This window comes from Paenibacillus sp. WG02, assembly GCF_055396115.1.
Window position 1 is genome coordinate 1 of record NZ_AP036016.1, and the last position, 23,367, is coordinate 23,367.

13 protein-coding genes, 3 rRNA genes and 1 pseudogene are annotated in these 23,367 nt (G+C 45.0%); all 17 read left to right on the plus strand.

The genetic code is table 11. From position 1 onward, the window contains the following. The first annotated feature begins 100 nt into the window (after window positions 1-100). Window positions 101-1,465, plus strand: a complete 1,365-nt coding sequence (gene dnaA / locus ACBP55_RS00005; protein ID WP_464648871.1) for a chromosomal replication initiator protein DnaA — start codon at window positions 101-103, stop codon at window positions 1,463-1,465. A gap of 179 nt (window positions 1,466-1,644) precedes the next feature. After that, the gene (dnaN, locus tag ACBP55_RS00010; protein ID WP_029196164.1) at window positions 1,645-2,787 is read left to right on the plus strand and encodes a DNA polymerase III subunit beta; all 1,143 of its coding nucleotides are present in this window, start codon (window positions 1,645-1,647) and stop codon (window positions 2,785-2,787) included. A 12-nt stretch (window positions 2,788-2,799) separates the two neighbouring features. After that, window positions 2,800-3,015 (plus strand): S4 domain-containing protein YaaA, encoded by a 216-nt coding sequence (gene yaaA / locus ACBP55_RS00015; RefSeq protein WP_464648874.1) that lies wholly within the window; start codon window positions 2,800-2,802, stop codon window positions 3,013-3,015. Between the two features lie 28 nt (window positions 3,016-3,043). Further along, window positions 3,044-4,162 (plus strand): DNA replication/repair protein RecF, encoded by a 1,119-nt coding sequence (recF, locus tag ACBP55_RS00020; protein ID WP_464648876.1) that lies wholly within the window; start codon window positions 3,044-3,046, stop codon window positions 4,160-4,162. A gap of 5 nt (window positions 4,163-4,167) precedes the next feature. Continuing rightward, window positions 4,168-4,416, plus strand: coding sequence for an extracellular matrix regulator RemB (gene remB / locus ACBP55_RS00025; protein ID WP_029196167.1), 249 nt, complete (start codon window positions 4,168-4,170; stop codon window positions 4,414-4,416). A 150-nt stretch (window positions 4,417-4,566) separates the two neighbouring features. After that, window positions 4,567-6,483: a DNA topoisomerase (ATP-hydrolyzing) subunit B gene (gene gyrB, locus ACBP55_RS00030; RefSeq protein ID WP_464648877.1), complete on the plus strand. Its 1,917-nt coding sequence runs from the start codon at window positions 4,567-4,569 to the stop codon at window positions 6,481-6,483. Between the two features lie 45 nt (window positions 6,484-6,528). Then, complete coding sequence (gyrA, locus tag ACBP55_RS00035) at window positions 6,529-9,018, plus strand: DNA gyrase subunit A (protein ID WP_268614648.1); 2,490 nt, start codon at window positions 6,529-6,531, stop codon at window positions 9,016-9,018. 81 nt (window positions 9,019-9,099) lie between these two features. Next, on the plus strand, window positions 9,100-10,167 hold the full coding sequence (locus tag ACBP55_RS00040; RefSeq protein ID WP_464653574.1) for an HD-GYP domain-containing protein: 1,068 nt from the start codon (window positions 9,100-9,102) through the stop codon (window positions 10,165-10,167). A gap of 451 nt (window positions 10,168-10,618) precedes the next feature. Continuing rightward, entirely contained in the window at window positions 10,619-12,031 is a 1,413-nt protein-coding gene (ltrA, locus tag ACBP55_RS00045; RefSeq protein ID WP_464648880.1) for a group II intron reverse transcriptase/maturase, read from the plus strand. 382 nt (window positions 12,032-12,413) lie between these two features. Then, a 16S ribosomal RNA gene (locus tag ACBP55_RS00050) occupies window positions 12,414-13,955 on the plus strand. 194 nt (window positions 13,956-14,149) lie between these two features. After that, window positions 14,150-17,065, plus strand: a 23S ribosomal RNA gene (locus ACBP55_RS00055). 131 nt (window positions 17,066-17,196) lie between these two features. Beyond that, window positions 17,197-17,313 (plus strand): 5S ribosomal RNA (rrf, locus tag ACBP55_RS00060). Together the 16S, 23S and 5S rRNA genes form the textbook arrangement of a ribosomal RNA operon. A gap of 104 nt (window positions 17,314-17,417) precedes the next feature. Further along, entirely contained in the window at window positions 17,418-18,620 is a 1,203-nt protein-coding gene (locus ACBP55_RS00065) for a putative glycoside hydrolase (protein WP_464648882.1), read from the plus strand. A 164-nt stretch (window positions 18,621-18,784) separates the two neighbouring features. Continuing rightward, window positions 18,785-20,243, plus strand: a pseudogene (guaB, locus tag ACBP55_RS00070) (IMP dehydrogenase). Window positions 20,244-20,361: 118 nt separating this feature from the next. Further along, window positions 20,362-21,717 carry a D-alanyl-D-alanine carboxypeptidase family protein gene (locus tag ACBP55_RS00075; protein WP_464648884.1) on the plus strand — a complete coding sequence of 452 codons (1,356 nt, stop codon included), beginning with the start codon at window positions 20,362-20,364 and terminating at the stop codon, window positions 21,715-21,717. Window positions 21,718-21,838: 121 nt separating this feature from the next. After that, window positions 21,839-22,720: a pyridoxal 5'-phosphate synthase lyase subunit PdxS gene (pdxS, locus tag ACBP55_RS00080; protein WP_029195693.1), complete on the plus strand. Its 882-nt coding sequence runs from the start codon at window positions 21,839-21,841 to the stop codon at window positions 22,718-22,720. After that, window positions 22,720-23,298: a pyridoxal 5'-phosphate synthase glutaminase subunit PdxT gene (gene pdxT, locus ACBP55_RS00085; RefSeq protein ID WP_036633183.1), complete on the plus strand. Its 579-nt coding sequence runs from the start codon at window positions 22,720-22,722 to the stop codon at window positions 23,296-23,298. Before pdxS ends, pdxT begins: the two co-directional genes overlap by 1 nt. Window positions 23,299-23,367: the final 69 nt, after the last annotated feature.

Sequence of the window (23,367 nt, forward strand, 5' to 3'; positions counted from 1 at the left end):
TGAATAGGTTATTTTCGAGATTTAACAATAAAGCTTTATAAACCGAACATATCTTTACTGGCCTTATGCCACATGTTTGATTTCAAAGGAGTGAATTACTGTGGAAGGCCATTCTACGGACTTATGGCAGCAAATTTTAACGATTATTCAAACTAAACTAAGTAAACCAAGCTTCGACACTTGGCTTAAATCAACGAAAGCGACAGTATTTAATGATTCAACTGTCGTTATTTGTGCGCCCAACAATTTTGCTCAGGAATGGCTCGAAAGCCGCTATACCAAGCTAATTGAAGGAACCATATATGACTTTACGGGTAAACAGGTTTCTGTGAAATTCATCATTGAAACGGAAGAACAGAAATCTCAGTCTACAGCAGTCCAACCAACCGTTTTCCCGCCAAAAGGTCCTGCGATTGTTACAGGGGAAGAAAATTTCACCAATATGATGAACGCTAGGTATACCTTTGATACGTTCGTTATCGGATCCGGCAATCGATTCGCTCATGCTGCATCCCTGGCTGTTGCCGAGGCGCCGGCTAAAGCTTACAATCCCCTCTTTCTATATGGAGGAGTTGGTTTAGGTAAGACCCATTTGATGCATGCTATCGGCCACTATGTGTTAGAACATAACCCAGGAGCACGTGTTTTATATATTTCATCAGAGAAGTTCACGAATGAATTTATTAATGCGGTCCGTGATAACCGCGGCGAAGGATTTCGTAATAAATATAGAACGATCGATGTTTTGTTGATTGATGATATTCAATTCCTCGCTGGTAAAGAAGGTACGCAAGAGGAGTTTTTCCATACATTTAATGCGCTTCATGAAGAAGGCAAACAAATTATTATCTCTAGTGACCGGCCGCCCAAAGAAATTCCAACCCTGGAGGATCGGTTACGCTCTAGATTTGAGTGGGGATTAATTACAGACATTCAGCCCCCTGATTTAGAAACACGCATTGCCATTCTCCGCAAGAAAGCAAAAGCAGAGAATCTGGAGATTCCGAATGAAGCGATGATCTATATCGCGAACCAAATCGATACGAATATCCGTGAGCTTGAAGGTGCTTTGATTCGAGTAGTTGCGTACTCGTCCCTTATTAATCAGGATATTAGCGTGCATCTAACAGCTGAAGCATTGAAAGATATCATTCCATCAAATCGACCACGAGTCATCACGATACAGGATATTCAGCAGCGGGTTGGAGAATTCTATGGTTTGAAGCTAGAGGATTTCAAGGCTCGTAAGCGTACAAAAGCCGTCGCATTTCCTAGACAGGTCGCGATGTACCTGGCACGTGAGCTGACGGACTTCTCTTTGCCGAAAATCGGAGATAATTTTGGTGGCCGTGACCATACGACGGTTATCCATGCCCATGATAAAATATCAGAGCAACTGAAAGTAGATCAGGATCTTTATAAGATCGTTCATAATCTGACAGAACGCATCAAGAACCCCTCTTGATAACATTTAATTTTGGCTAAGCCTATGCACAATCTATTCACATGTGGATAGGCTTGATTTATATAAGATTCATCCACATATCCACATATCCAGTGCCCCTACTGCTATTACTAATAAAGAATGTTATTATATAATGATTATGCTAACGCAATGAAAAAAAGAACCACAGGAGTGAAATCATGAAATTAACCATCCTAAAAGACCATTTAATTGAATCCATTGGTCACGTTTCCAAAGCCATATCCTCTCGTACAACCATACCTATCCTTACAGGGATCAAAATAGATGCAACCTTAAGCGGTGTAACCCTTACAGCAAGCGATACGGATATTTCCATTCAAAGCTTTACCCCTAGTGAAAATGACAAGATTAAAATTATTGAACTATTTCAAGCCGGCAGCGTCGTTCTTCCAGCCAAATTCTTCGTTGAAATTATACGTAAACTACCTGCACAATTAATCGAAATCGAAGTAAGAAATAACTTTCAAACAATTATTCGTTCAGGTTCTTCTGAGATTCAAATCATGGGGCTCGATCCCGATGAATATCCGCTGTTGCCCGAAATCGAAGAAAGTAAAATGCTTCGTTTACCCAGCGATTTGCTGAAAACAATGATTAAGCAAACTTCTTATGCCGTATCAACGAATGAGTCTACGCCTATTCTTACGGGTGTGCTCTGGAACATCTCAGGTGATAAACTCAAATTCATTGCTTGTGATCGGCATCGACTTGCTAGCAGAGAAGTAACCGTTGATAATGATAATGCCCATCAACTTCCTAACATAGTTATTTCAGGCCGAACTCTGAACGAATTAAGCAAAATTTTGCCGGATCAGAATTCCCTTATAGATATAGTTATTTCCGACAATCAAGTTTTATTCAAAATTCATTCAATTTTGTTCTATTCTCGTATTCTAGACGGAACTTACCCGGATACATCTAAGCTGATTCCGCAATCTTTTCAAACCGAAATGGTCGTACCAACTAAAGAATTGGCTGAAGCCATTGACCGTGCTTACTTGCTTTCCAGAGAAGATAAGACGAACATTGTGAAAATGATGATGCTTGAAGACCAGACGATTGAGATATCTTCAAGTTCTTCCGAACTTGGAAAAGTAACAGAGCAAATTAACCTGCAGCATATTGCTGGTGAGTTACTCAAAATCTCATTTAACTCCAAATATATGCTCGATGCGCTTAAAGTTCTTGATTCCGAGTTCATTCACATCGGATTTACGGGAGCTATGCAGCCAATCATCATGAAACCACAAGATTCCACAAACATTCTGCAGCTTATTTTGCCGTATCGAACAACGAATTAAGGAGTGCGTTATATGAAACAGATCCCCATAAATACGGACTATATTACACTTGGACAGTTTCTGAAATTATCGGACTGTATATCCACAGGTGGACAAGCCAAATTTTTTGTTGTGGATACAAAAATTGAAGTGAACGGACAAGCTGAAAATCGTAGAGGCCGGAAACTCGTGCCGCAAGATGTGGTAACCGTGGAGGGTTTCGGACAATTCGAAGTCGTTAACTCCTGATCGGATTAACCCAGGAGGATGGCCGCCCATGTTTTTGAACAGACTCGTACTCAGTCATTACAGAAATTACGACCAGATTGAGCTAACAACGGATAGCAATGTGAACATATTCGTTGGGCCTAACGCCCAGGGCAAAACAAATTTGTTAGAATCCATCTATGTAATGGCCATGACAAAATCACATCGCACCCATCAGGATAAAGAATTAATTGGCTGGAACGGTGAGCATACACAGCTGCATGCGGAAATTCAGAAGCGATATGGCAGCTGTAAGCTGGATCTCTCCATTTCGACCAAAGGTAAAAAAGCGAAAATCAATGGCCTCGAACAAAAGAAGCTTAGTAACTTTATCGGTGCTTTGAACGTCGTCATGTTTGCTCCGGAAGACTTAGAGATCGTCAAAGGAACTCCTGGTGTTAGAAGGCGTTTCCTCGATATGGAGATTGCCCAAGTACAGCCCTCCTATCTGCATGACTTATCGCAATATCAGAAAATATTGGTGCAGCGGAACAATTATTTAAAGCAATCTTTCCCAGGAAAAACCGCACCAGACGCGATGTTAGACATTTGGAATGAACAATTAGCACAGTATGGTGTTAAAATTATGAAAAAACGTCAAAGCTTTATTAAGAAGCTACAACAATGGGCGGAAACGATCCATAGAGGGATTACAAACGATAGTGAGGAGCTTCTGATTCGGTATTCCCCCTCTTTTGATATGACACCGTTTGAAGATGAATCTGTTTTATTAAACCAATTTATGATAAAGTTATCTTTGGTTAGGGATCAGGAATTCCGAAGAGGTGTTACGTTAGTGGGCCCTCATCGTGACGATCTTCTTTTTTACATCAACGACAAAGAAGTCCAAACGTATGGATCACAGGGTCAGCAGCGAACAACAGCGTTATCGTTAAAGCTTGCGGAAATAGAGCTCATTCATGAGGAAGTTGGCGAGTATCCCCTATTATTGCTGGATGATGTGTTATCCGAGCTTGATGAGTATAGACAGACACAACTGATCCGTACGTTTCAGCAGAAAGTCCAAACTTTTATTACAACAACAGGTCTAGAAAGTGTCCATTTGGATCAACTGGATCATGCTTCCGTGTTTCATGTTTTGAAAGGAAATGTAAGCGGCAGGAGCTGAGGAGCATGTTTATTCATTTGGGTGGAGAGAAAATTATTAGAGCATCCGAACTGATTGCTATTTTCGATATCTCAATAGAGAAATCTTCCAAAATATCGAAACAATTCATACAGCAAGCTTTAAAAGATAAAAAAACAGAGCAAATCGGCGATGAAGATTGCAAATCGCTCGTGGTTACGAAGAGTAAAGTGTATTATTCTCCAATTTCCTCAACCACGCTCAAGAAAAGAGCGCATCAGTTGTTAACGAATTAACCCTTTCTCCCCACATAAGAAAGTATAAGATTTCGGCTTTCCGAAAGCAGCTTTCTTATTGGCGAATATACTGTCCTCTAAGCGCGGTCGCTCGTTTGAATGACTTCGATAGAGGTTTCTCTCACTATAGAAAAGCAGGTGAAGATTAACATGTCTGTGAATCAAAATGCGTACGATGATAGTCAGATTCAGGTTCTGGAAGGTTTAGAAGCCGTTCGCAAAAGACCGGGTATGTATATTGGTTCAACCAGTGCCCGTGGACTTCATCATCTCGTATGGGAAGTTGTCGATAACAGTATTGATGAAGCTTTGGCCGGCTTCTGTACCAAGATTGACGTCATCGTTCATAAGAATAATAGTGTTACCGTTATCGATAATGGCCGTGGAATCCCAGTCGGTGAAAATGCCAAGCTGAAAAGACCAACACTTGAAGTTGTACTTACCGTGCTCCACGCAGGTGGTAAATTCGGTGGCGAGGATTCCGGTTACAAAGTATCAGGTGGTCTGCACGGTGTAGGTATTTCCGTGGTTAATGCGCTGTCTGAGCACTTAACTGTACAAGTAAAGAATAAAGGCCAAATTCATCAACAAGAATACCGCCGCGGAACGCCGCAATATGATGTGAAAGTCGTAGGTGAAACCGAAGAAACGGGCACCACGGTTACGTTCCAGCCAGATCCGGAGATTTTCAAGGAAACGACAGAGTATGACTATGACATTCTTCAATCCAGAATTCGCGAGCTCGCTTTCTTGAATAAAGGAATCGAGATTAATTTAATTGATGAGCGTACGGACACGGTCAATACACATAGATACGAGGGTGGAATTGTTTCCTTCGTTCAACATTTAAACCGTAACCGTGAGGTCGTCAATGAGACGCCAATCTATGTGGAAGGCTCCAAGGATAATATCTCCATTGAGATTGCCCTTCAGTACAACGATAGCTATACGGAAAATATTTACTCCTTCGCGAATAACATCAATACACACGAGGGTGGTACTCACGAGTCCGGTTTTAAAAGCGCGCTAACGCGGATCTTGAATGACTATGCCCGCAAAAGTAATTCGTTGAAAGAAAGTGACTCCAACTTATCGGGGGATGATGTGCGCGAAGGTCTTGCTGCCATTATTTCCGTGAAAATTCCTGAGCCTCAATTTGAGGGTCAAACGAAGACCAAACTAGGAAATAGTGAAGTTCGTGGTATTGTAGAATCGCTATTTGCCGAGAAGCTTCAAACATTTATGGAAGAGAACCCATCGGTTGCGAAGAAGATTCTTGAAAAAGGGATTCAAGCGGCAAGAGCCAGGGAAACTGCGCGTAAAGCGAGAGAATTGACTCGCCGTAAAAGCGCATTGGAAGTAAGTGCTCTGCCAGGTAAACTAGCAGATTGCTCTTCCAAGGATGCTTCTATCAGTGAGATTTACATCGTAGAAGGTGACTCTGCAGGTGGATCCGCTAAGCAAGGGCGTGATCGTCACTTCCAAGCGATTCTTCCACTTCGCGGTAAAATTTTGAATGTAGAGAAAGCTAGATTGGATCGCATTCTGTCCAATACGGAAATTCGTGCGATGATTACAGCTTTTGGTACTGGGATCAGTGACGATTTCGATATCGCTAAGGCACGTTATCACAAAATTATTATTATGACTGATGCTGACGTTGACGGAGCACACATTCGTACGCTTCTGCTTACTTTCTTCTACAGGTACATGAAAAAATTAATTGAATCCGGTTATGTGTATATTGCACAACCTCCACTTTTCAAGCTCGAAAGAAATAAAACGGTTCGCTATGCGTATAACGAAAAGCAAAGAGAAGTCATCATGCAGGAGTTCGGTGAAGGCGCCAAAGTCAATGTACAGCGTTATAAAGGACTTGGCGAGATGAATCCAGAACAATTGTGGGAAACGACGATGGATCCGGAAAGCCGTACATTCCTGCAAGTGACGATCGAAGATGCGATTGAAGCAGATACGCTCTTTGATTCATTGATGGGAGATAACGTAGAACCTAGAAGAGATTTCATCGAGGAACATGCGAAGTACGTGAAAAATCTAGATATCTAACGTCCTAGACGTTGCTAACGATGTAAGCTTTCAGGAGGAACATTCATGAGCGAAGAATTACATTCGCAAGTCAAAGAAATTGACATTTCGACCGAAATGCGTACATCTTTCTTAGACTATGCGATGAGTATCATTGTCAGTCGTGCACTGCCAGATGTAAGAGACGGTCTGAAGCCTGTTCATCGTCGTATCTTGTTTGCGATGTCTGAACTAGGTATGTCTCCAGATAAACCACATAAGAAATCGGCGAGAATCGTTGGTGAAGTCATCGGTAAGTACCATCCTCATGGAGACACTGCGGTGTATGAGACGATGGTCCGAATGGCGCAAGATTTCTCACTTCGTTATATGCTGGTCGATGGTCATGGTAACTTTGGATCGATCGACGGTGACATGGCAGCAGCCATGCGTTATACCGAAGCTCGCTTGTCGAAGATCGCGATGGAGCTTCTTCGTGATATTAACAAAGAGACAATTGACTATAAGCCTAACTATGATGGCGAAGAAAATGAACCGGTAGTTCTCCCTTCTCGTTTTCCGAACTTACTTGTGAACGGAAGCTCCGGGATTGCGGTAGGGATGGCCACGAATATTCCTCCTCATAATCTTCGTGAGGTTATCGAAGGTATCCAGATGTTGATTGAAAATCCGGATATCACACCTCTTGAGTTGATGCAAGCTATCAAAGGACCGGATTTCCCTACAGCTGGCTTTATCCTAGGCCGTGAGGGGATTAGGCAAGCCTATCAAACAGGCAGAGGCTCTGTTACGATGCGCGCTAGAACGGTTATTGAAGAAAACAATAATAAAGCTAGAATCATTGTTAATGAGCTGCCTTATCAAGTAAATAAAGCTAGATTAGTTGAAAAAATTGCGGAACTTGTTCGTGAGAAAAAGATTGATGGTATCACGGATCTTAGAGATGAATCCGACCGCAACGGTATGCGAGTTGTCATCGAGCTTCGTCGCGACGTCAATCCGCATGTTGTTCTGAATAACTTGTTTAAACATACGGCGATGCAATCGAACTTCGGTATTATCATGCTTGCACTCGTCAACGGCGAACCAAGAGTTCTAAATCTTCGCGAGATGCTGCATTATTACCTCAAGCATCAGCAAGAAGTTATTCGCCGTAGAACTGAGTTTGATCTGCGCAAAGCCGAAGCGCGTGCTCACATTCTGGAAGGTTTACGCATCGCACTTGATCACTTGGATCAAGTGATTGCCTTGATTCGTGCTTCCCGTACGACGGAAGAAGCTAGAGAAGGGCTCATGACGACGTTTAATTTGAGCCTCGATCAAGCTCAAGCTATTCTCGATATGCGTCTACAGCGTTTAACGGGCTTAGAACGTGAGAAGATCGAAGCTGAGTATGCTGAACTTATGAAGAAAATCGCTGAGCTTAAAGCGATTCTTGCCGATGAGAAGCTAATTCTAGCGATCATTAGCGAAGAATTGAATGAAATTAAAGAGAAATTCGGCGATGAGCGACGTTCCGAAATTACGGTTGGTGAGGAAAGCATCGAAGATGAAGACCTCATCCCGCGTGAAGATGTCGTTATCACGATTACGCATACGGGTTACATTAAGCGTCTTCCGGTTACGACGTATCGGAACCAGAAGCGTGGAGGACGCGGCATTGTTGGTATGGATACCAAGGACAATGACTTCGTTGAACATTTATTCGTGACGAACACGCATCATTATTTGATGTTCTTTACGAATAAAGGTAAAGTGTACCGTCTGAAAGCTTATGAGATTCCGGATTTGAGCCGGACGGCTCGTGGAACACCAATCATTAACTTAATCCAAATCGAGCAAGGTGAGACGATTAACGCGGTGATTCCGGTAGAAAGCTTTGAAACAGAGCAATACTTATTCTTTGCAACGAAGCAAGGTGTTGTGAAGAAGACTCCAATCGACGATTATTCAAACATTCGTAAAGGCGGATTAATCGCTATTAATTTACGGGAAGATGATGATCTCATTGGTGTTAAGCTGACTGACGGTAACCAAGGCATTATTATGGGAACCAAGCTCGGCATGTCCATCCATTTCCCAGAACAAGATGTTCGTTCCATGGGTAGGTCTGCTACTGGAGTTAAAGGTATACACCTGGATCCAGAAGATACGGTTATTGATATGGACGTTGTCCATGAAGATAACAGTGTACTCATTGTAACGACCAAAGGTTTTGGTAAGCGAACGCCTGTTTCTGAATATCGGATCCAGACACGCGGTGGTAAAGGGATTAAGACCTTAAACGTCACAGATAAGAACGGCCCTATTGTCGGTCTTAAAGTGGTGCAAAATGATGAGGATCTTATGATTATTACAGCATCGGGTACTGTTATTCGTACTAGTATGGACGGGATTTCAATGATGGGCCGTAACACGCAGGGTGTGCGCTTAATCAATATTCGTGAAGACGATGAAGTTGGAACCTTAGCTCGCGTGCAGAAGAATGAAGAGCAAAGCGAGAATGAGGAAGACGGCGATTGGGAAGAAACAGAAGCAGCAGATACAGAAGAATAAAATGTCGGGATGGGGCTTACAAACCCATCCTTTTTACTTTACAATAAGAAGTATACGATAAGTTAAGGTGAGTGAATGATTGTGCCGACAGTAGCCGTTTCTCAATTAAAATATGGTGAAAGATTAGGCGATAACGTAATAACAAAATTAGGAAATGTGCTCTTCAACAAAGGAAAAGTCATTAATGAAAGAGACATTGAGATTCTAAAAGCATTTCTTATTTCATCTGTCTTTATTGAGTCTAAGAATGGTATAGAGCCCGAAGCCACGAGTGAAGAAACGAAATCGAATGAAGTTGCAGCCGTTCATCCTTTTTATTTGGAATATCAGAATATGTTGAAGCTGCTTAAACGTGTCTTTTATCTCGCTAATGGTGGACAACCGCTTCCTATCTTAGATCTTCGAAACGGTCTTGAAGCGCTCATTCAACATATTGATGCCTATAAAGTACTTACCTTCACACCCAAAAATCGCAGTTTGCAAGATTATATCTATCACAAATGTATTCAGGTCAGCTTAACCGCTTATTCATTAGCTAGATGGCATGGGCTTCCTCAGAAAGATTTGATGCAAATTGCTTTAGCTGGTCTCTTACATGACATCGGTATATCCAAAGTTGATCCTGCTATTCTTGAGAAGAAGAGAGCCTTGACTACATCCGAAATGGATGAGATTAGACAGCACACGCTAATCGGGTATCAGATTCTTAAAAATATTTCCGGTATTAACGAAGGTGTCAAATTAACAGCCATTCAGCATCATGAACGTGAGGATGGATCTGGTTATCCTTTAGGAGTTAAAGGCGATAAGATTCACATGTATGCCAAAATAGTAGCGATTGCTGACATTTATAACGCTATGACCAATGAACGTTACTATAAAACGGCGTTGTCACCGTATGTTGTACTTGAGCAGCTCTTCACTGAGTCATTCGGCAAAGTAGATCCAACCCTGGTTCAAGTATTTATGAACAAGTCCACACAAATCAGCAATGGAACGATTGTAAAATTAAGCGATAACCGTGTGGGTGAAATTATATTCTCCGATCGCTCTCATCCTACTAGACCTTGGATTAACGTAAATGGCACGATCGTTAATTTAACATTAGAAAGAAGCCTATTCATTCAAGATGTTATTGGTCATATTTAAAAGACATAGAGAATAATGTTAGCCCCCTGCTAAAGGGGGTTTTCTTTATGTGCGCCACGCATGGCGATTAACTAGGTGGTGAAAGTCCACTGTGGGGGTTTGTAGTTACCAACCACTAGCCAAGAGCAAGGGTGTCCATCGTAAGGTGGAATCTGAAGGAAGCTGGAGGCAAAATTCCGACCCAAGGAACACGAACATTATCAGGCATAAGGTATGGGATGAGTTTGCATAACAAAACGAAGTCCAATAACTACACGGACATACCAATGTAAATGATGTGGGTACATGGAAGGAAAGTGAATCGTCTTACCGTGGGAGATCTCATGGACGTGAGAAGATCATTTCGAATCACGGTTGAAATAAAATTTATCATGAGAAGTCAGCAGAGGCCATAGTACCTGATGTAGTCGACGACATGAGGGAAGGGCTGAACCTTAGGAGGTGTTAGTCAATGAAAGTTACCAATACAGGAATAAAGGGCAGCCAACTTCGAGGAGAAGGCTCCAAGCAGAAAGATAATGCGGAACATGAAGGATATGCGGGAGTGCACAATCCTGAGAGGATAACTGAAACAGGCAACACCAACGCAACTGAGCCGAAGAAGGGACTACTTGAGGAAATCGTGAGCAGAGACAACATGAACCAAGCGTTCAAAAAGGTCAAAGCGAATAAAGGCTCTCATGGTATCGGCGGGATGAAAGTAGATGAACTTCTGCAATATCTCAAAGAGAACGGAGAGAACATCAGGCAGTCCATTCTGGACGGAAACTATCGTCCGAATGCCGTTCGAAGGGTAGAAATACCGAAAGAGAACGGAAAGAAAAGAAATCTAGGAATCCCGACCGTCGTGGACCGAGTTATCCAGCAGGCAATTGCCCAAATACTTACACCCATCTACGAGAAGCAGTTCTCAGAGAACAGTTTCGGATTCCGCCCCAAGCGGAGCGCACACGATGCCATCAGGAGAAGCCAAAATAACATAGAGGAAGGATACAAATATGTAGTCGACATGGACCTAGAGAAATACTTTGACACGGTTAACCCAAATAAGCTCATCGAAGTGCTATCGAGAACCATCAAAGACGGGCGAGTCATTTCGCTCATACATAAGTATCTGAGAGCTGGCGTCATCGTGAAACATCGCTTTGAGGAATCCGAAGTTGGCGTGCCGCAGGGCGGAAACTTAAGTCCAATACTGAGCAACATCATGCTAAACGAGCTGGATAAGGAGTTGGAAAGCCGCGATCATAAGTTTGTGCGATACGCGGACGACCTTCTCATCTTTTGCAAAAGTAGAAGGAGCGCCGAGCGGACACTAGAGAACATTCTTCCTTTCATCGAGAAGAAGTTATTTCTCAAAGTGAATCGGGAGAAAACGGTAGTGGACGAGGCGACGAGAGTCAAATTTCTTGGATTCTCATTCTATCCGCGAAATGGAGAAACAAGGGTCAGAATTCACACGAAATCCATTGCAAAGATGAAAGCTAAAATAAAGGAGCTTACATCCAGAAGTAATGGAGTAGGAAATGAAGATCGTGTGGAGAAACTTAGACGCTACATAATGGGATGGGTCAACTATTTCAAAATAGCCGACATGAAGAAACTGCTCCAAACTACGGACGAATGGATGAGAAGGCGAATCCGCATGATCTACTGGAAACAATGGAAACGAGTGCAGACAAAGTTCGCAATGTTGCAATTACTCGGAATCCAGAAACAGAAAGCATGGGAGTACGCCAACACAAGAAAGAGCTATTGGAGAACCTCCAATAGCCCAATCCTCAACAAATCCCTCGGAAATAACACGATCAAAGGACTCGGATTCTTATTCTTTTCAGATTATTATCGACAAGTCACTGCGTAAACTTAGGAACCGCCGTATACCGAACGGTACGTACGGTGGTGTGGGAGGTCGGCTATTCAATTAATGGGTAGCCTCCTACCCGATTATTAAGAAATGAAAAGAAAAGCTTGCATTCCGCTAATAGATTTGTTATATTACTCCTTGTCGCTTCGGCGGTCGAACGAAAGAACGAAAGAAATTAAAAAAAGTTCTTGCAATCGAATAGGCTGATGTGGTATATTAATCAAGTCGCCTTTGAGGGGCGAAGGATTAAAACGAAAGAAATTGATCTTTGAAAACTGAACAACGAGTGAGTAAGCACGAACGAGAAATCGTTCAAAAAGAGATTGCAAAATCTCGCTAGCAACGCAAATGAGCAATTAAGCTTTCAAATAGTTTTACTATTATGGAGAGTTTGATCCTGGCTCAGGACGAACGCTGGCGGCGTGCCTAATACATGCAAGTCGAGCGGGTTTATCCTTCGGGATAAGCTAGCGGCGGACGGGTGAGTAACACGTAGGTAACCTGCCTATAAGATCGGGATAACTATCGGAAACGATAGCTAAGACCGGATAACTGGTTTTCTCGCATGAGAGAATTATGAAACACGGAGCAATCTGTGGCTTATAGATGGGCCTGCGGCGCATTAGCTAGTTGGTAGGGTAACGGCCTACCAAGGCGACGATGCGTAGCCGACCTGAGAGGGTGAACGGCCACACTGGGACTGAGACACGGCCCAGACTCCTACGGGAGGCAGCAGTAGGGAATCTTCCGCAATGGACGCAAGTCTGACGGAGCAACGCCGCGTGAGTGATGAAGGTTTTCGGATCGTAAAGCTCTGTTGCCCTAGACGAACAGCAAGGAGAGTAACTGCTCTTTGTGTGACGGTATAGGAGAAGAAAGCCCCGGCTAACTACGTGCCAGCAGCCGCGGTAATACGTAGGGGGCAAGCGTTGTCCGGAATTATTGGGCGTAAAGCGCGCGCAGGCGGTCAATTAAGTTGGGTGTTTAAGCCCGGGGCTCAACCCCGGTTCGCATCCAAAACTGGTTGACTTGAGTGTAGGAGAGGAAAGTGGAATTCCACGTGTAGCGGTGAAATGCGTAGAGATGTGGAGGAACACCAGTGGCGAAGGCGACTTTCTGGCCTATAACTGACGCTGAGGCGCGAAAGCGTGGGGAGCAAACAGGATTAGATACCCTGGTAGTCCACGCCGTAAACGATGCATACTAGGTGTTGGGGATTCGATTCCTCGGTGCCGAAGTTAACACAGTAAGTATGCCGCCTGGGGAGTACGCTCGCAAGAGTGAAACTCAAAGGAATTGACGGGGACCCGCACAAGCAGTGGAGTATGTGGTTTAATTCGAAGCAACGCGAAGAACCTTACCAGGTCTTGACATCCCGGTGTAACGCCTAGAGATAGGCGCCCTCTTCGGAGCACTGGAGACAGGTGGTGCATGGTTGTCGTCAGCTCGTGTCGTGAGATGTTGGGTTAAGTCCCGCAACGAGCGCAACCCTTGATCTTAGTTGCCAGCACTTTGGGTGGGCACTCTAAGATGACTGCCGGTGACAAACCGGAGGAAGGTGGGGATGACGTCAAATCATCATGCCCCTTATGACCTGGGCTACACACGTACTACAATGGTCGGTACAACGGGAAGCGAAGCCGCGAGGTGGAGCCAATCCTTAAAAGCCGATCTCAGTTCGGATTGCAGGCTGCAACTCGCCTGCATGAAGTCGGAATTGCTAGTAATCGCGGATCAGCATGCCGCGGTGAATACGTTCCCGGGTCTTGTACACACCGCCCGTCACACCACGAGAGTTTACAACACCCGAAGTCGGTGGGGTAACCCGCAAGGGAGCCAGCCGCCGAAGGTGGGGTAGATGATTGGGGTGAAGTCGTAACAAGGTAGCCGTATCGGAAGGTGCGGCTGGATCACCTCCTTTCTATGGAGACTCGGTCTTGATAAGACCAGTCAAGTGCGAAAGCACAAAACAGCTTACTCACTCGTGTTCAGTTTTGAAGGATGAATTTACCTTCAATCTTGTTCCTTGAAAACTAGATAACGAAACAAAACGTAAAGTAAGAACTTAGGTTGTGTAGTCTTCGGACTATGCATGAATCAATAACTTTTTTTAGTGGTTAAGCTAGAAAGAGCACACGGAGGATGCCTAGGCACTAGGAGCCGAAGAAGGACGTGGCGAACGACGAAATGCCTCGGGGAGCCGTAAGCAGGCTTTGATCCGGGGATGTCCGAATGGGGGAACCCAGCTGTGGTAATGCGCAGTTACTCTATTGTGAATACATAGCAATAGTAGAGGCATACCCAGGGAACTGAAACATCTAAGTACCTGGAGGAAAAGAAAACAAAAGTGATTCCGTCAGTAGCGGCGAGCGAAAGCGGAATAGCCCAAACCAAGGAGCTTGCTCCTTGGGGTTGTAGGACCTCGTTATGGGGTTAGTTCGGTAGGCGAAGTGATCTGGAAAGGTTCGGCATAGAAGGTAAAAGCCCTGTAGCTTAAATCGAACGAAACCCCTAGAGGTATCCTGAGTACGGCGGGTCACGTGAAACCCCGTCGGAATCCGGCAGGACCATCTGCCAAGGCTAAATACTCCCTAGTGACCGATAGTGAAGCAGTACCGTGAGGGAAAGGTGAAAAGCACCGCGGAAGCGGAGTGAAAAAGAACCTGAAACCGTGTGCTTACAAAAAGTCAGAGCACTCTTTATGTGTGATGGCGTGCCTTTTGTAGAATGAACCGGCGAGTTACGTTCCCGTGCGAGGTTAAGCTGAAAAGGCGGAGCCGCAGCGAAAGCGAGTCTGAATAGGGCGCTTTAGTACGTGGACGTAGACCCGAAACCGTGTGATCTACCCCTGTCCAGGGTGAAGGTGAGGTAACACTCACTGGAGGCCCGAACCCACGCATGTTGAAAAATGCGGGGATGAGGTGGGGGTAGCGGAGAAATTCCAATCGAACTCGGAGATAGCTGGTTCTCCCCGAAATAGCTTTAGGGCTAGCCTCGGATGTTGAGTTGTGGAGGTAAAGCACTGATTGGGTGCGGGGCCCGCCAAGGGTTACCAAGTCCAGTCAAACTCTGAATGCCACAAACTTAAATCCGGGAGTCAGACAGTGAGTGCTAAGATCCATTGTCAAAAGGGAAACAGCCCAGACCATCAGCTAAGGTCCCCAAGTGTGTGTTAAGTGGGAAAGGATGTGGAGTTGCACAGACAACCAGGATGTTGGCTTAGAAGCAGCCACCATTGAAAGAGTGCGTAATAGCTCACTGGTCGAGTGACTCTGCGCCGAAAATGTAACGGGGCTAAACACGCCACCGAAGCTATGGCTTGCACGTATGTGCATGGGTAGGGGAGCGTTGTATGTACGTTGAATTCTGACCGTAAGGACAGGTGGAGCGCATACAAGTGAGAATGCCGGTATAAGTAACGAAAAGATCAGTGAGAATCTGATCCGCCGAAAACCTAAGGGTTCCTGAGGAAGGCTCGTCCGCTCAGGGTAAGTCGGGACCTAAGGCGAGGCCGAAAGGCGTAGTCGATGGACAACAGGTGGAAATTCCTGTACCACCGTAGCCGTTATGAGCGATGGAGTGACGCAGAAGGATAGTGACGCGAGCTGATGGATGCTCGTCCAAGCAGTGAGGCTGATGTGTAGGCAAATCCGCACATCGTAAGGCTGGGCTGTGATGGGGAGGGAAACTTTAAGTACCGAAGGTCATGAGTTCACACTGCCAAGAAAAGCTTCTAGCCAGGCGAAGGTGCCCGTACCGCAAACCGACACAGGTGGGTGAGAAGAGAATTCTAAGGCGCGCGGAAGAACTCTCGTTAAGGAACTCGGCAAAATGACCCCGTAACTTCGGGAGAAGGGGTGCCTCGGTAGGGTGAATAGCCCGAGGGGGCCGCAGTGAAAAGGCCCAAGCGACTGTTTAGCAAAAACACAGGTCTGTGCGAAGCCGCAAGGCGAAGTATACGGGCTGACGCCTGCCCGGTGCTGGAAGGTTAAGAGGAGTGGTTAGGGGCAACCCGAAGCTATGAATTGAAGCCCCAGTAAACGGCGGCCGTAACTATAACGGTCCTAAGGTAGCGAAATTCCTTGTCAGGTAAATTCTGACCCGCACGAATGGCGTAACGACTTGGGCGCTGTCTCAACGAGAGATCCGGTGAAATTTTAATACCTGTGAAGATGCAGGTTACCCGCGACAAGACGGAAAGACCCCATGGAGCTTTACTGCAGCTTGATATTGGACTTTGGTACGATCTGTACAGGATAGGTGGGAGCCTTTGAAGCCTGAGCGCCAGCTTGGGTGGAGGCGCCGTTGGGATACCACCCTGATCGTATCGGAGTTCTAACCTGGTACCGTGAACCGGTATGGGGACAGTGTCAGGTGGGCAGTTTGACTGGGGCGGTCGCCTCCTAAAATGTAACGGAGGCGTTTAAAGGTTCCCTCAGAATGGTTGGAAATCATTCGCAGAGTGCAAAGGCATAAGGGAGCTTGACTGCGAGACCTACAAGTCGAGCAGGGACGAAAGTCGGACTTAGTGATCCGGTGGTACCGAATGGAAGGGCCATCGCTCAACGGATAAAAGCTACCCTGGGGATAACAGGCTTATCTCCCCCAAGAGTCCACATCGACGGGGAGGTTTGGCACCTCGATGTCGGCTCATCGCATCCTGGGGCTGAAGTAGGTCCCAAGGGTTGGGCTGTTCGCCCATTAAAGCGGTACGCGAGCTGGGTTCAGAACGTCGTGAGACAGTTCGGTCCCTATCTGTCGCGGGCGTAGGAAATTTGAGAGGAGCTGTCCTTAGTACGAGAGGACCGGGATGGACGTACCGCTGGTGTACCAGTTGTCTCGCCAGAGGCATCGCTGGGTAGCTATGTACGGAGGGGATAAGCGCTGAAAGCATCTAAGCGCGAAGCCCCCCTCAAGATGAGATTTCCCAGTATGTAAGACCCCTTGTAGACGACGAGGTTGATAGGTTCGAGGTGGAAGTGCAGCAATGCATGCAGCTGACGAATACTAATCGGTCGAGGGCTTAACCAATTCCCAACCAAGTGAAGATAAGCTTTGTAGCGAATTCCGAATACTTGATTGGGGCCCAGAAAACCTAAGCAATTCAAACCTTTACGTAAGTTTCGTATCTAGTTTTCAAGGCGCAAACCACGCTTTGACTGTTTGGTGATGATGGCGGAGGGGACCCACGCGTTCCCATCTCGAACACGACCGTTAAGCCCTCCAGCGTCGATGGTACTTGAACCGCAGGGTTCTGGGAGAGTAGAACGTTGCCAAGCACTTATAAAAGAGTCTTTTTGGAAGAAATTCCAGAAAGACTCTTTTTTTACATCAGTACAATGCGACATATTAAACCATACTAGCCCTATGAGGAGGGATTAGTATGGATGTATCGATCTACAGGAGAGGTTTGCGTGGTTGGTTTCTTGGTTTCTTAGTGATACAGATAGCAAGTGGCTGCTCGGCAAAGATGGACTCCATCAAGGATGCTACAGATCCGCTAGGCGCTTTGAACAATTTAGGGAAAACAATGCCCATCTCAATCAAAGAAGCGAAGCAACTGTCTTCTGTTGAGGTCAAGAATACGCCTCATAAACCTGAGAAGCAGATTGTCAAAGGGATTTACGTATCTGCCTGGTCAGCGGTAGGCAATAAATTTGAGCAACTGATTGACCTAGTAGATCAAACCGATTTGAATGCGATGGTTATCGATGTAAAGAATGATTCGGGACAAGTTACATATCCGTCAACGGTTCCTTTGGTAAATGAGATAGGGGCGAATAGCCACGTTATTATTCGTGATCTGAAAGCCACACTTCTAAGGTTAAAGGAGAAACACATATATACGATTGCACGTGTCGTTGTTTTTAAAGATCCCTATTTAAGCATGAAAAAAAGTAGTTATGCCATGATGACTCAAGAGGGGAACGTGTGGAAGGATAGTAAGGGAACAGCTTGGGTGGATCCCTATAAGGAAAAGGTGTGGGAGTATAACATTCAAGTTGCTAAGGAAGCCGCTTTATTAGGTTTCGATGAAATTCAGTTTGATTATGTGAGATTTCCTGAGAACGGCAAGAAAGTAGATCAGGAGGTTAAATTCGATAACCCTAATCATTGGACGAAAGCGCAGGTAATTGAGAATTTCCTCAAGAAAGCTAAAGAACAAATTGGTGGACAAGCTTATTTATCTGCTGATGTCTTTGGATTAACCACTTCATCTGATAATGATATGGGCATTGGACAAGATTGGTCGATGATCAGTAAGCAAATTGATTATATCTCACCTATGTTGTATCCATCTCATTATACAAGTGGGGTATATGGGATTAAGAATCCCGATTTACAGCCCTATGCGGTTATTCGTAAAGCGATCAGCGATGCAAATGGGAAGAACCAGATCTTAAAGCAGACGGATAGCCAAATTGCGGAAATAAGACCGTGGTATCAAGATTTTACAGCTACTTGGGTAAAACCGCATAAGAAATATGGAACGATTGATGTTAAAGAGCAAATTAAAGCGGCTAAGGAGCAGGGTGTGGAACAATTTTTGTTATGGAACTCGAGCAGCACGTATTCGTATCGTTAACGGAATTGACTTATTCAGGCCGAAGGTTAGCCGGTAGACTTGTCCTTTTCCTTGACACGAAAAATAGGCTTTTGTTAAGATTGCAATCATATAACAAAACGAATGAGAAGATTCATTCGAACAAAGCTTTCTTTCATAGAGAGCTCTAAGGAGGAATAAGTGTTGTGAGGGAAGACAAGTTTGGTAAGGAAGGTTTAACGTTTGATGATGTATTGTTGGTGCCGAGAAAGTCTGAAGTGTTCGGTAAGGAGATCGATGTTTCAACCGTGCTCGCGCCTCATGTGAAATTAAATATCCCATTTATTAGCTCTGCTATGGATACTGTTACGGAGTCAGCGCTTGCGATTGCGATGGCACGAGAGGGCGGTATCGGGATTATCCATAAGAATATGACCATTGAGCTTCAAGCTGAGCATGTTGACCGTGTTAAGAGATCAGAGAGTGGCGTTATCACGAATCCTTTCTCACTTACACCGGAGCATCATGTTTATGACGCAGAAGAACTCATGGCGAAATACCGCATTTCTGGTGTACCGATTGTGAATGAAGCGAACAAGCTGGTGGGGATTTTAACGAACCGTGACTTGCGTTTTGTACATGATTATTCCATTAAAATTAAAGAAGTAATGACTCAAGAAGATCTGGTTACGGCTCCTGTAGGGACTACGCTTCAACAAGCGGAAGGCATTCTTCAAAAGCATAAAATTGAGAAACTGCCTTTGGTCGATGAGAATTTTGAGCTTAAGGGTTTAATCACCATTAAAGATATTGAGAAGGCCATTCAGTTCCCTAACTCCGCTAAGGATGCACAGGGTCGTTTAGTCGTAGGCGCAGCTGTAGGTGTTGCTAAGGACGTTATGGAGAGAAGCTGCAGCTCTTGTAAAAGCCGGCATCGACGTGATTGTCGTAGATTCTGCGCATGGTCATCACATTAATATTGCAGAAACTGTGAAAAAGCTTAGAGCACAATACCCGGAGCTGCCTATCATCGCAGGAAATGTAGCCACAGGTGACGGTACACGTGACCTCATTAAAGCTGGAGCATCCATGGTGAAGGTTGGTATTGGGCCTGGATCCATTTGTACAACAAGGGTAATTGCGGGAATTGGTGTTCCTCAAATTACAGCTATTTATGATTGTGCGCAAGCTGCTGCAGAGTTTGGAGTCCCTATTATCGCAGATGGCGGTATCAAGTACTCCGGGGATGTTGTCAAAGCGATCGCGGCCGGAGCCAGTGCGGTTATGATCGGTAGTCTTTTTGCTGGAACGGATGAGAGTCCAGGTGAATCGGAGATTTTCCAAGGGCGTAAATTCAAAGTGTATCGGGGTATGGGCTCCTTAGGGGCGATGAAGGAAGGCAGCAAGGACCGTTATTTCCAAGAGAACGAGAGCAAGCTTGTTCCTGAGGGTATCGAGGGTCGTGTAGCGTATAAAGGGCCTATGGCAGATACGGTGTATCAACTCGTGGGCGGTCTTCGCTCAGGTATGGGGTACTGTGGGGCCCGCAATATTCAAGAACTTATTCATGATACGCAGTTTATTCGAATTACCGGTGCAGGCTTAAAAGAAAGCCATCCGCATGATATTCAAATTACCAAAGAAGCACCTAATTACTCGTTGTAATTTGTCACAATATGGATGAAATTGGAGGCGTGGGAATTGAACCTACGTCTTCTTTTTTTTGTCTAATGGGGTGTGGTACAATATAACGTGTTATTACATCACTAGGGAGAGTGAAATTGTGAGATTTTTAAGTTTTACAAAGAAAAAGGTTGCTTTGGTGTTAGGTGTTAGTTTAATTGCTCAATCCTTACTTTTACATATACAACCAACATATGCCGCGGATACCAAAGCACCTGCAGCCACGACTGCACCAGCAGCTCCAGCGGCCTCAACGACACCAACGCCAGCTAACAATGAACCTAAAGTAGCAGCTAAATCTGCCATTATTATGGAAGCAAGCACAGGAGCTGTGCTCTATGAATTTAATGCGGATGAAGCTTTCCCTCCGGCGAGTATGGCTAAAATGATGACAGAATATCTTGCGATGGAGAGTATTAAAGAAGGTAAATATAAATGGGATTCTCCCGTCACAGCAAGTAAAAATGCTGCGGATGTCATAGGTTCAGGTCAATTGATTGCCGCTAATGAAACCCTGACCTTTAAAGATATGTTTAATGCAATGTCCATCTACTCCGCGAATGATGCTTCCGTGGCTTTTGCAGAATTACTCGGAGGTACGGAAGAGAATTTTGCGAAAATGATGAACGAGAAAGCCAAACAACTCGGTATGTCGGACAAAGCTCATTTCATTAGCGCTACTGGACTTTCACGTGCTGATCTCAAAAATCCGCCGGCATCTATTGAAGGCGAGACCAAAATGACTGCGCGAGATGCCGGCATTCTGGCCTATAATATCCTTAAAGATCATAAAGAAATTCTTGAATTCACGAAAATCCCATCTTTAAAATTAAGAGCTACGGATAAAACGCCAATGATCAATTGGAACTGGATGCTAGAAGGAAATCAGAGCAACACGAATTTTAAAAAGTATGCTTATCAAGGTCTAGACGGTTTGAAAACTGGTTCTACCGATGATGCAGGGTACTGTTTTACAGGGACTGCTGAACGAAACGGAATGCGTCTTATCTCTGTTGTCATGGGTACCAAAACAGAACCGGAGCGTTTCAACGAAACGAGAAAGCTGCTCGATTATGGATTTAATAATTTTGAAATTAAACCTTTCCTAAATGCTAAGCAAGAAATAGATTCATTGAAATTCGTAAACATTAAGAAAGGCGTTCAAACACAAGTGCCTCTCGTGACAAAAACAGGTCTGACATTCGTCACTCGAAAAGGTGCGAAAGATACAGACTTTAAAATTACGGCAGAGCCACTGGAAGAGAGTAAGCTCGTAGCTCCAATTACGAAGGGCGATACGCTCGGTAAAGTGAAGGTAAGCTACAATGGACAAGATAAAACAGTTGATCTAATCGCCAATGATGATGTACAAAAAGGCAGCTGGATTCGTCTCTTGTTCCGCTCGTTCACGAACTTCTTCAGCGATTTGTTTAAAGGGATTAAAGGCGGTTCCTAGACCAGAAAATGGGTTGTATATTAACCATCCTTCATGTAAAATAATTGTTTAGAAGATTTACTATCGAATCGTGTAGGTAACTACATGAAATTGGCATAGAAGCTATAGGAGGAAATAAAGAATGGAAACAGGAACTTCCCGCGTTAAAACTGGTATGGCCGAAATGCAAAAAGGCGGCGTCATCATGGACGTAATGAATGCCGAGCAAGCTAAAATCGCAGAAGCAGCTGGCGCGTCTGCAATTATGGCGCTAGAGCGCGTACCCGCTGACATTCGTGCAGCTGGTGGCGTTTCCCGTATGGCTGATCCTTCAATTGTTGAAGATGTGATGAGAGTAGTATCCATTCCAGTCATGGCGAAAGCAAGAATTGGACACTTCGTTGAAGCGAAAATTCTTGAATCCCTAGGCGTTGACTATATCGATGAGAGTGAAGTACTTACACCTGCGGATGAAGTATTCCACATCAACAAACGTGATTTCACGGTTCCCTTCGTATGTGGTTGCCGCGATCTTGGTGAAGCTTTGCGTCGTATCGGTGAAGGTGCTTCCATGCTTCGTACCAAAGGTGAGCCAGGAACGGGCAATATCGTAGAAGCTGTTCGTCATATGCGTACAATTCAAGGTCAAATTCGCAAAATCCAAGGGATGTCCAAGGATGAATTGATGTTTGAAGCGAAAACACTTGGCGCTCCTTATGAGTTGCTTCTACAAGTTCACGAAACAGGTAAATTGCCTGTTGTTAACTTCGCAGCTGGCGGTGTTTCCACACCTGCAGACGCAGCGCTTATGATGCACCTTGGATCTGACGGTGTATTTGTTGGATCTGGTATTTTCAAATCCGATAACCCTGAGAAATTCGCGAAAGCGATTGTTGAAGCCGTAACTCACTACACAGACTATAAATTGATTGCAGAAATCTCCAAAAACCTGGGTGCCCCTATGAAGGGAATCGAAATTTCCAAGCTGCAAGCTTCCGAGCGTATGCAGGAGCGCGGCTGGTAATGACGAAGATCGGAGTTCTCGCGCTGCAAGGCGCGGTAGCAGAACATATTCGTGGGATCGAGAAGGCTGGCGCCGAAGGCGTCGTTGTCAAACGAACTGAGCAGCTAGCTGATCTTGACGGTATTATTTTACCTGGTGGAGAGAGTACGACAATCGGCAAGTTAATGCGCACCTATGGTTTCATTGATGCGCTGAAGGAATTTTCCGCCGCGGGCAAGCCGATTTTCGGCACCTGCGCGGGGTTGATTGTCATCGCGAAAGAGATCACCGGACAGCCGGAAGCTCACCTTGAGCTGATGGATATCACGGTGGCTCGCAACGCGTTCGGTCGTCAGCGCGAAAGCTTTGAGACGGATTTGCCGATCAAAGGCATCGACGAGAACGTTCGCGCTGTCTTTATTCGGGCCCCACTCATCGAGAAGGTGGGACCGGGAGTAGATGTACTGGCTACGTATGACGGCCAGATCGTCGCAGCGCAGCAAGGGCATCTCCTTGCGGCGTCGTTCCACCCAGAGCTGACAGACGACTTCCGTCTGCACAGCTATTTCTTAGACATGGTAAAGCAAAGACAAGCATAATTGATGGTACAAGCACCTTGATCTCACCGGATTATAGCCGGTAAAGGTGCTTGCTTCCATATTCTAACC

Bases quoted from the DNA above. Each gene is read 5' to 3' on its own strand.
- dnaN (WP_029196164.1), top strand. From the start codon at position 1,645: ATGAAATTAACCATCCTAAAAGACCATTTAATTGAATCCATTGGTCAC.
- yaaA (WP_464648874.1), top strand. From the start codon at position 2,800: ATGAAACAGATCCCCATAAATACGGACTATATTACACTTGGACAGTTT.
- recF (WP_464648876.1), top strand. From the start codon at position 3,044: ATGTTTTTGAACAGACTCGTACTCAGTCATTACAGAAATTACGACCAG.
- remB (WP_029196167.1), top strand. From the start codon at position 4,168: ATGTTTATTCATTTGGGTGGAGAGAAAATTATTAGAGCATCCGAACTG.
- gyrB (WP_464648877.1), top strand. From the start codon at position 4,567: ATGTCTGTGAATCAAAATGCGTACGATGATAGTCAGATTCAGGTTCTG.
- gyrA (WP_268614648.1), top strand. From the start codon at position 6,529: ATGAGCGAAGAATTACATTCGCAAGTCAAAGAAATTGACATTTCGACC.
- ltrA (WP_464648880.1), top strand. From the start codon at position 10,619: ATGAAAGTTACCAATACAGGAATAAAGGGCAGCCAACTTCGAGGAGAA.
- ACBP55_RS00065 (WP_464648882.1), top strand. From the start codon at position 17,418: ATGGATGTATCGATCTACAGGAGAGGTTTGCGTGGTTGGTTTCTTGGT.
- pdxS (WP_029195693.1), top strand. From the start codon at position 21,839: ATGGAAACAGGAACTTCCCGCGTTAAAACTGGTATGGCCGAAATGCAA.
- pdxT (WP_036633183.1), top strand. From the start codon at position 22,720: ATGACGAAGATCGGAGTTCTCGCGCTGCAAGGCGCGGTAGCAGAACAT.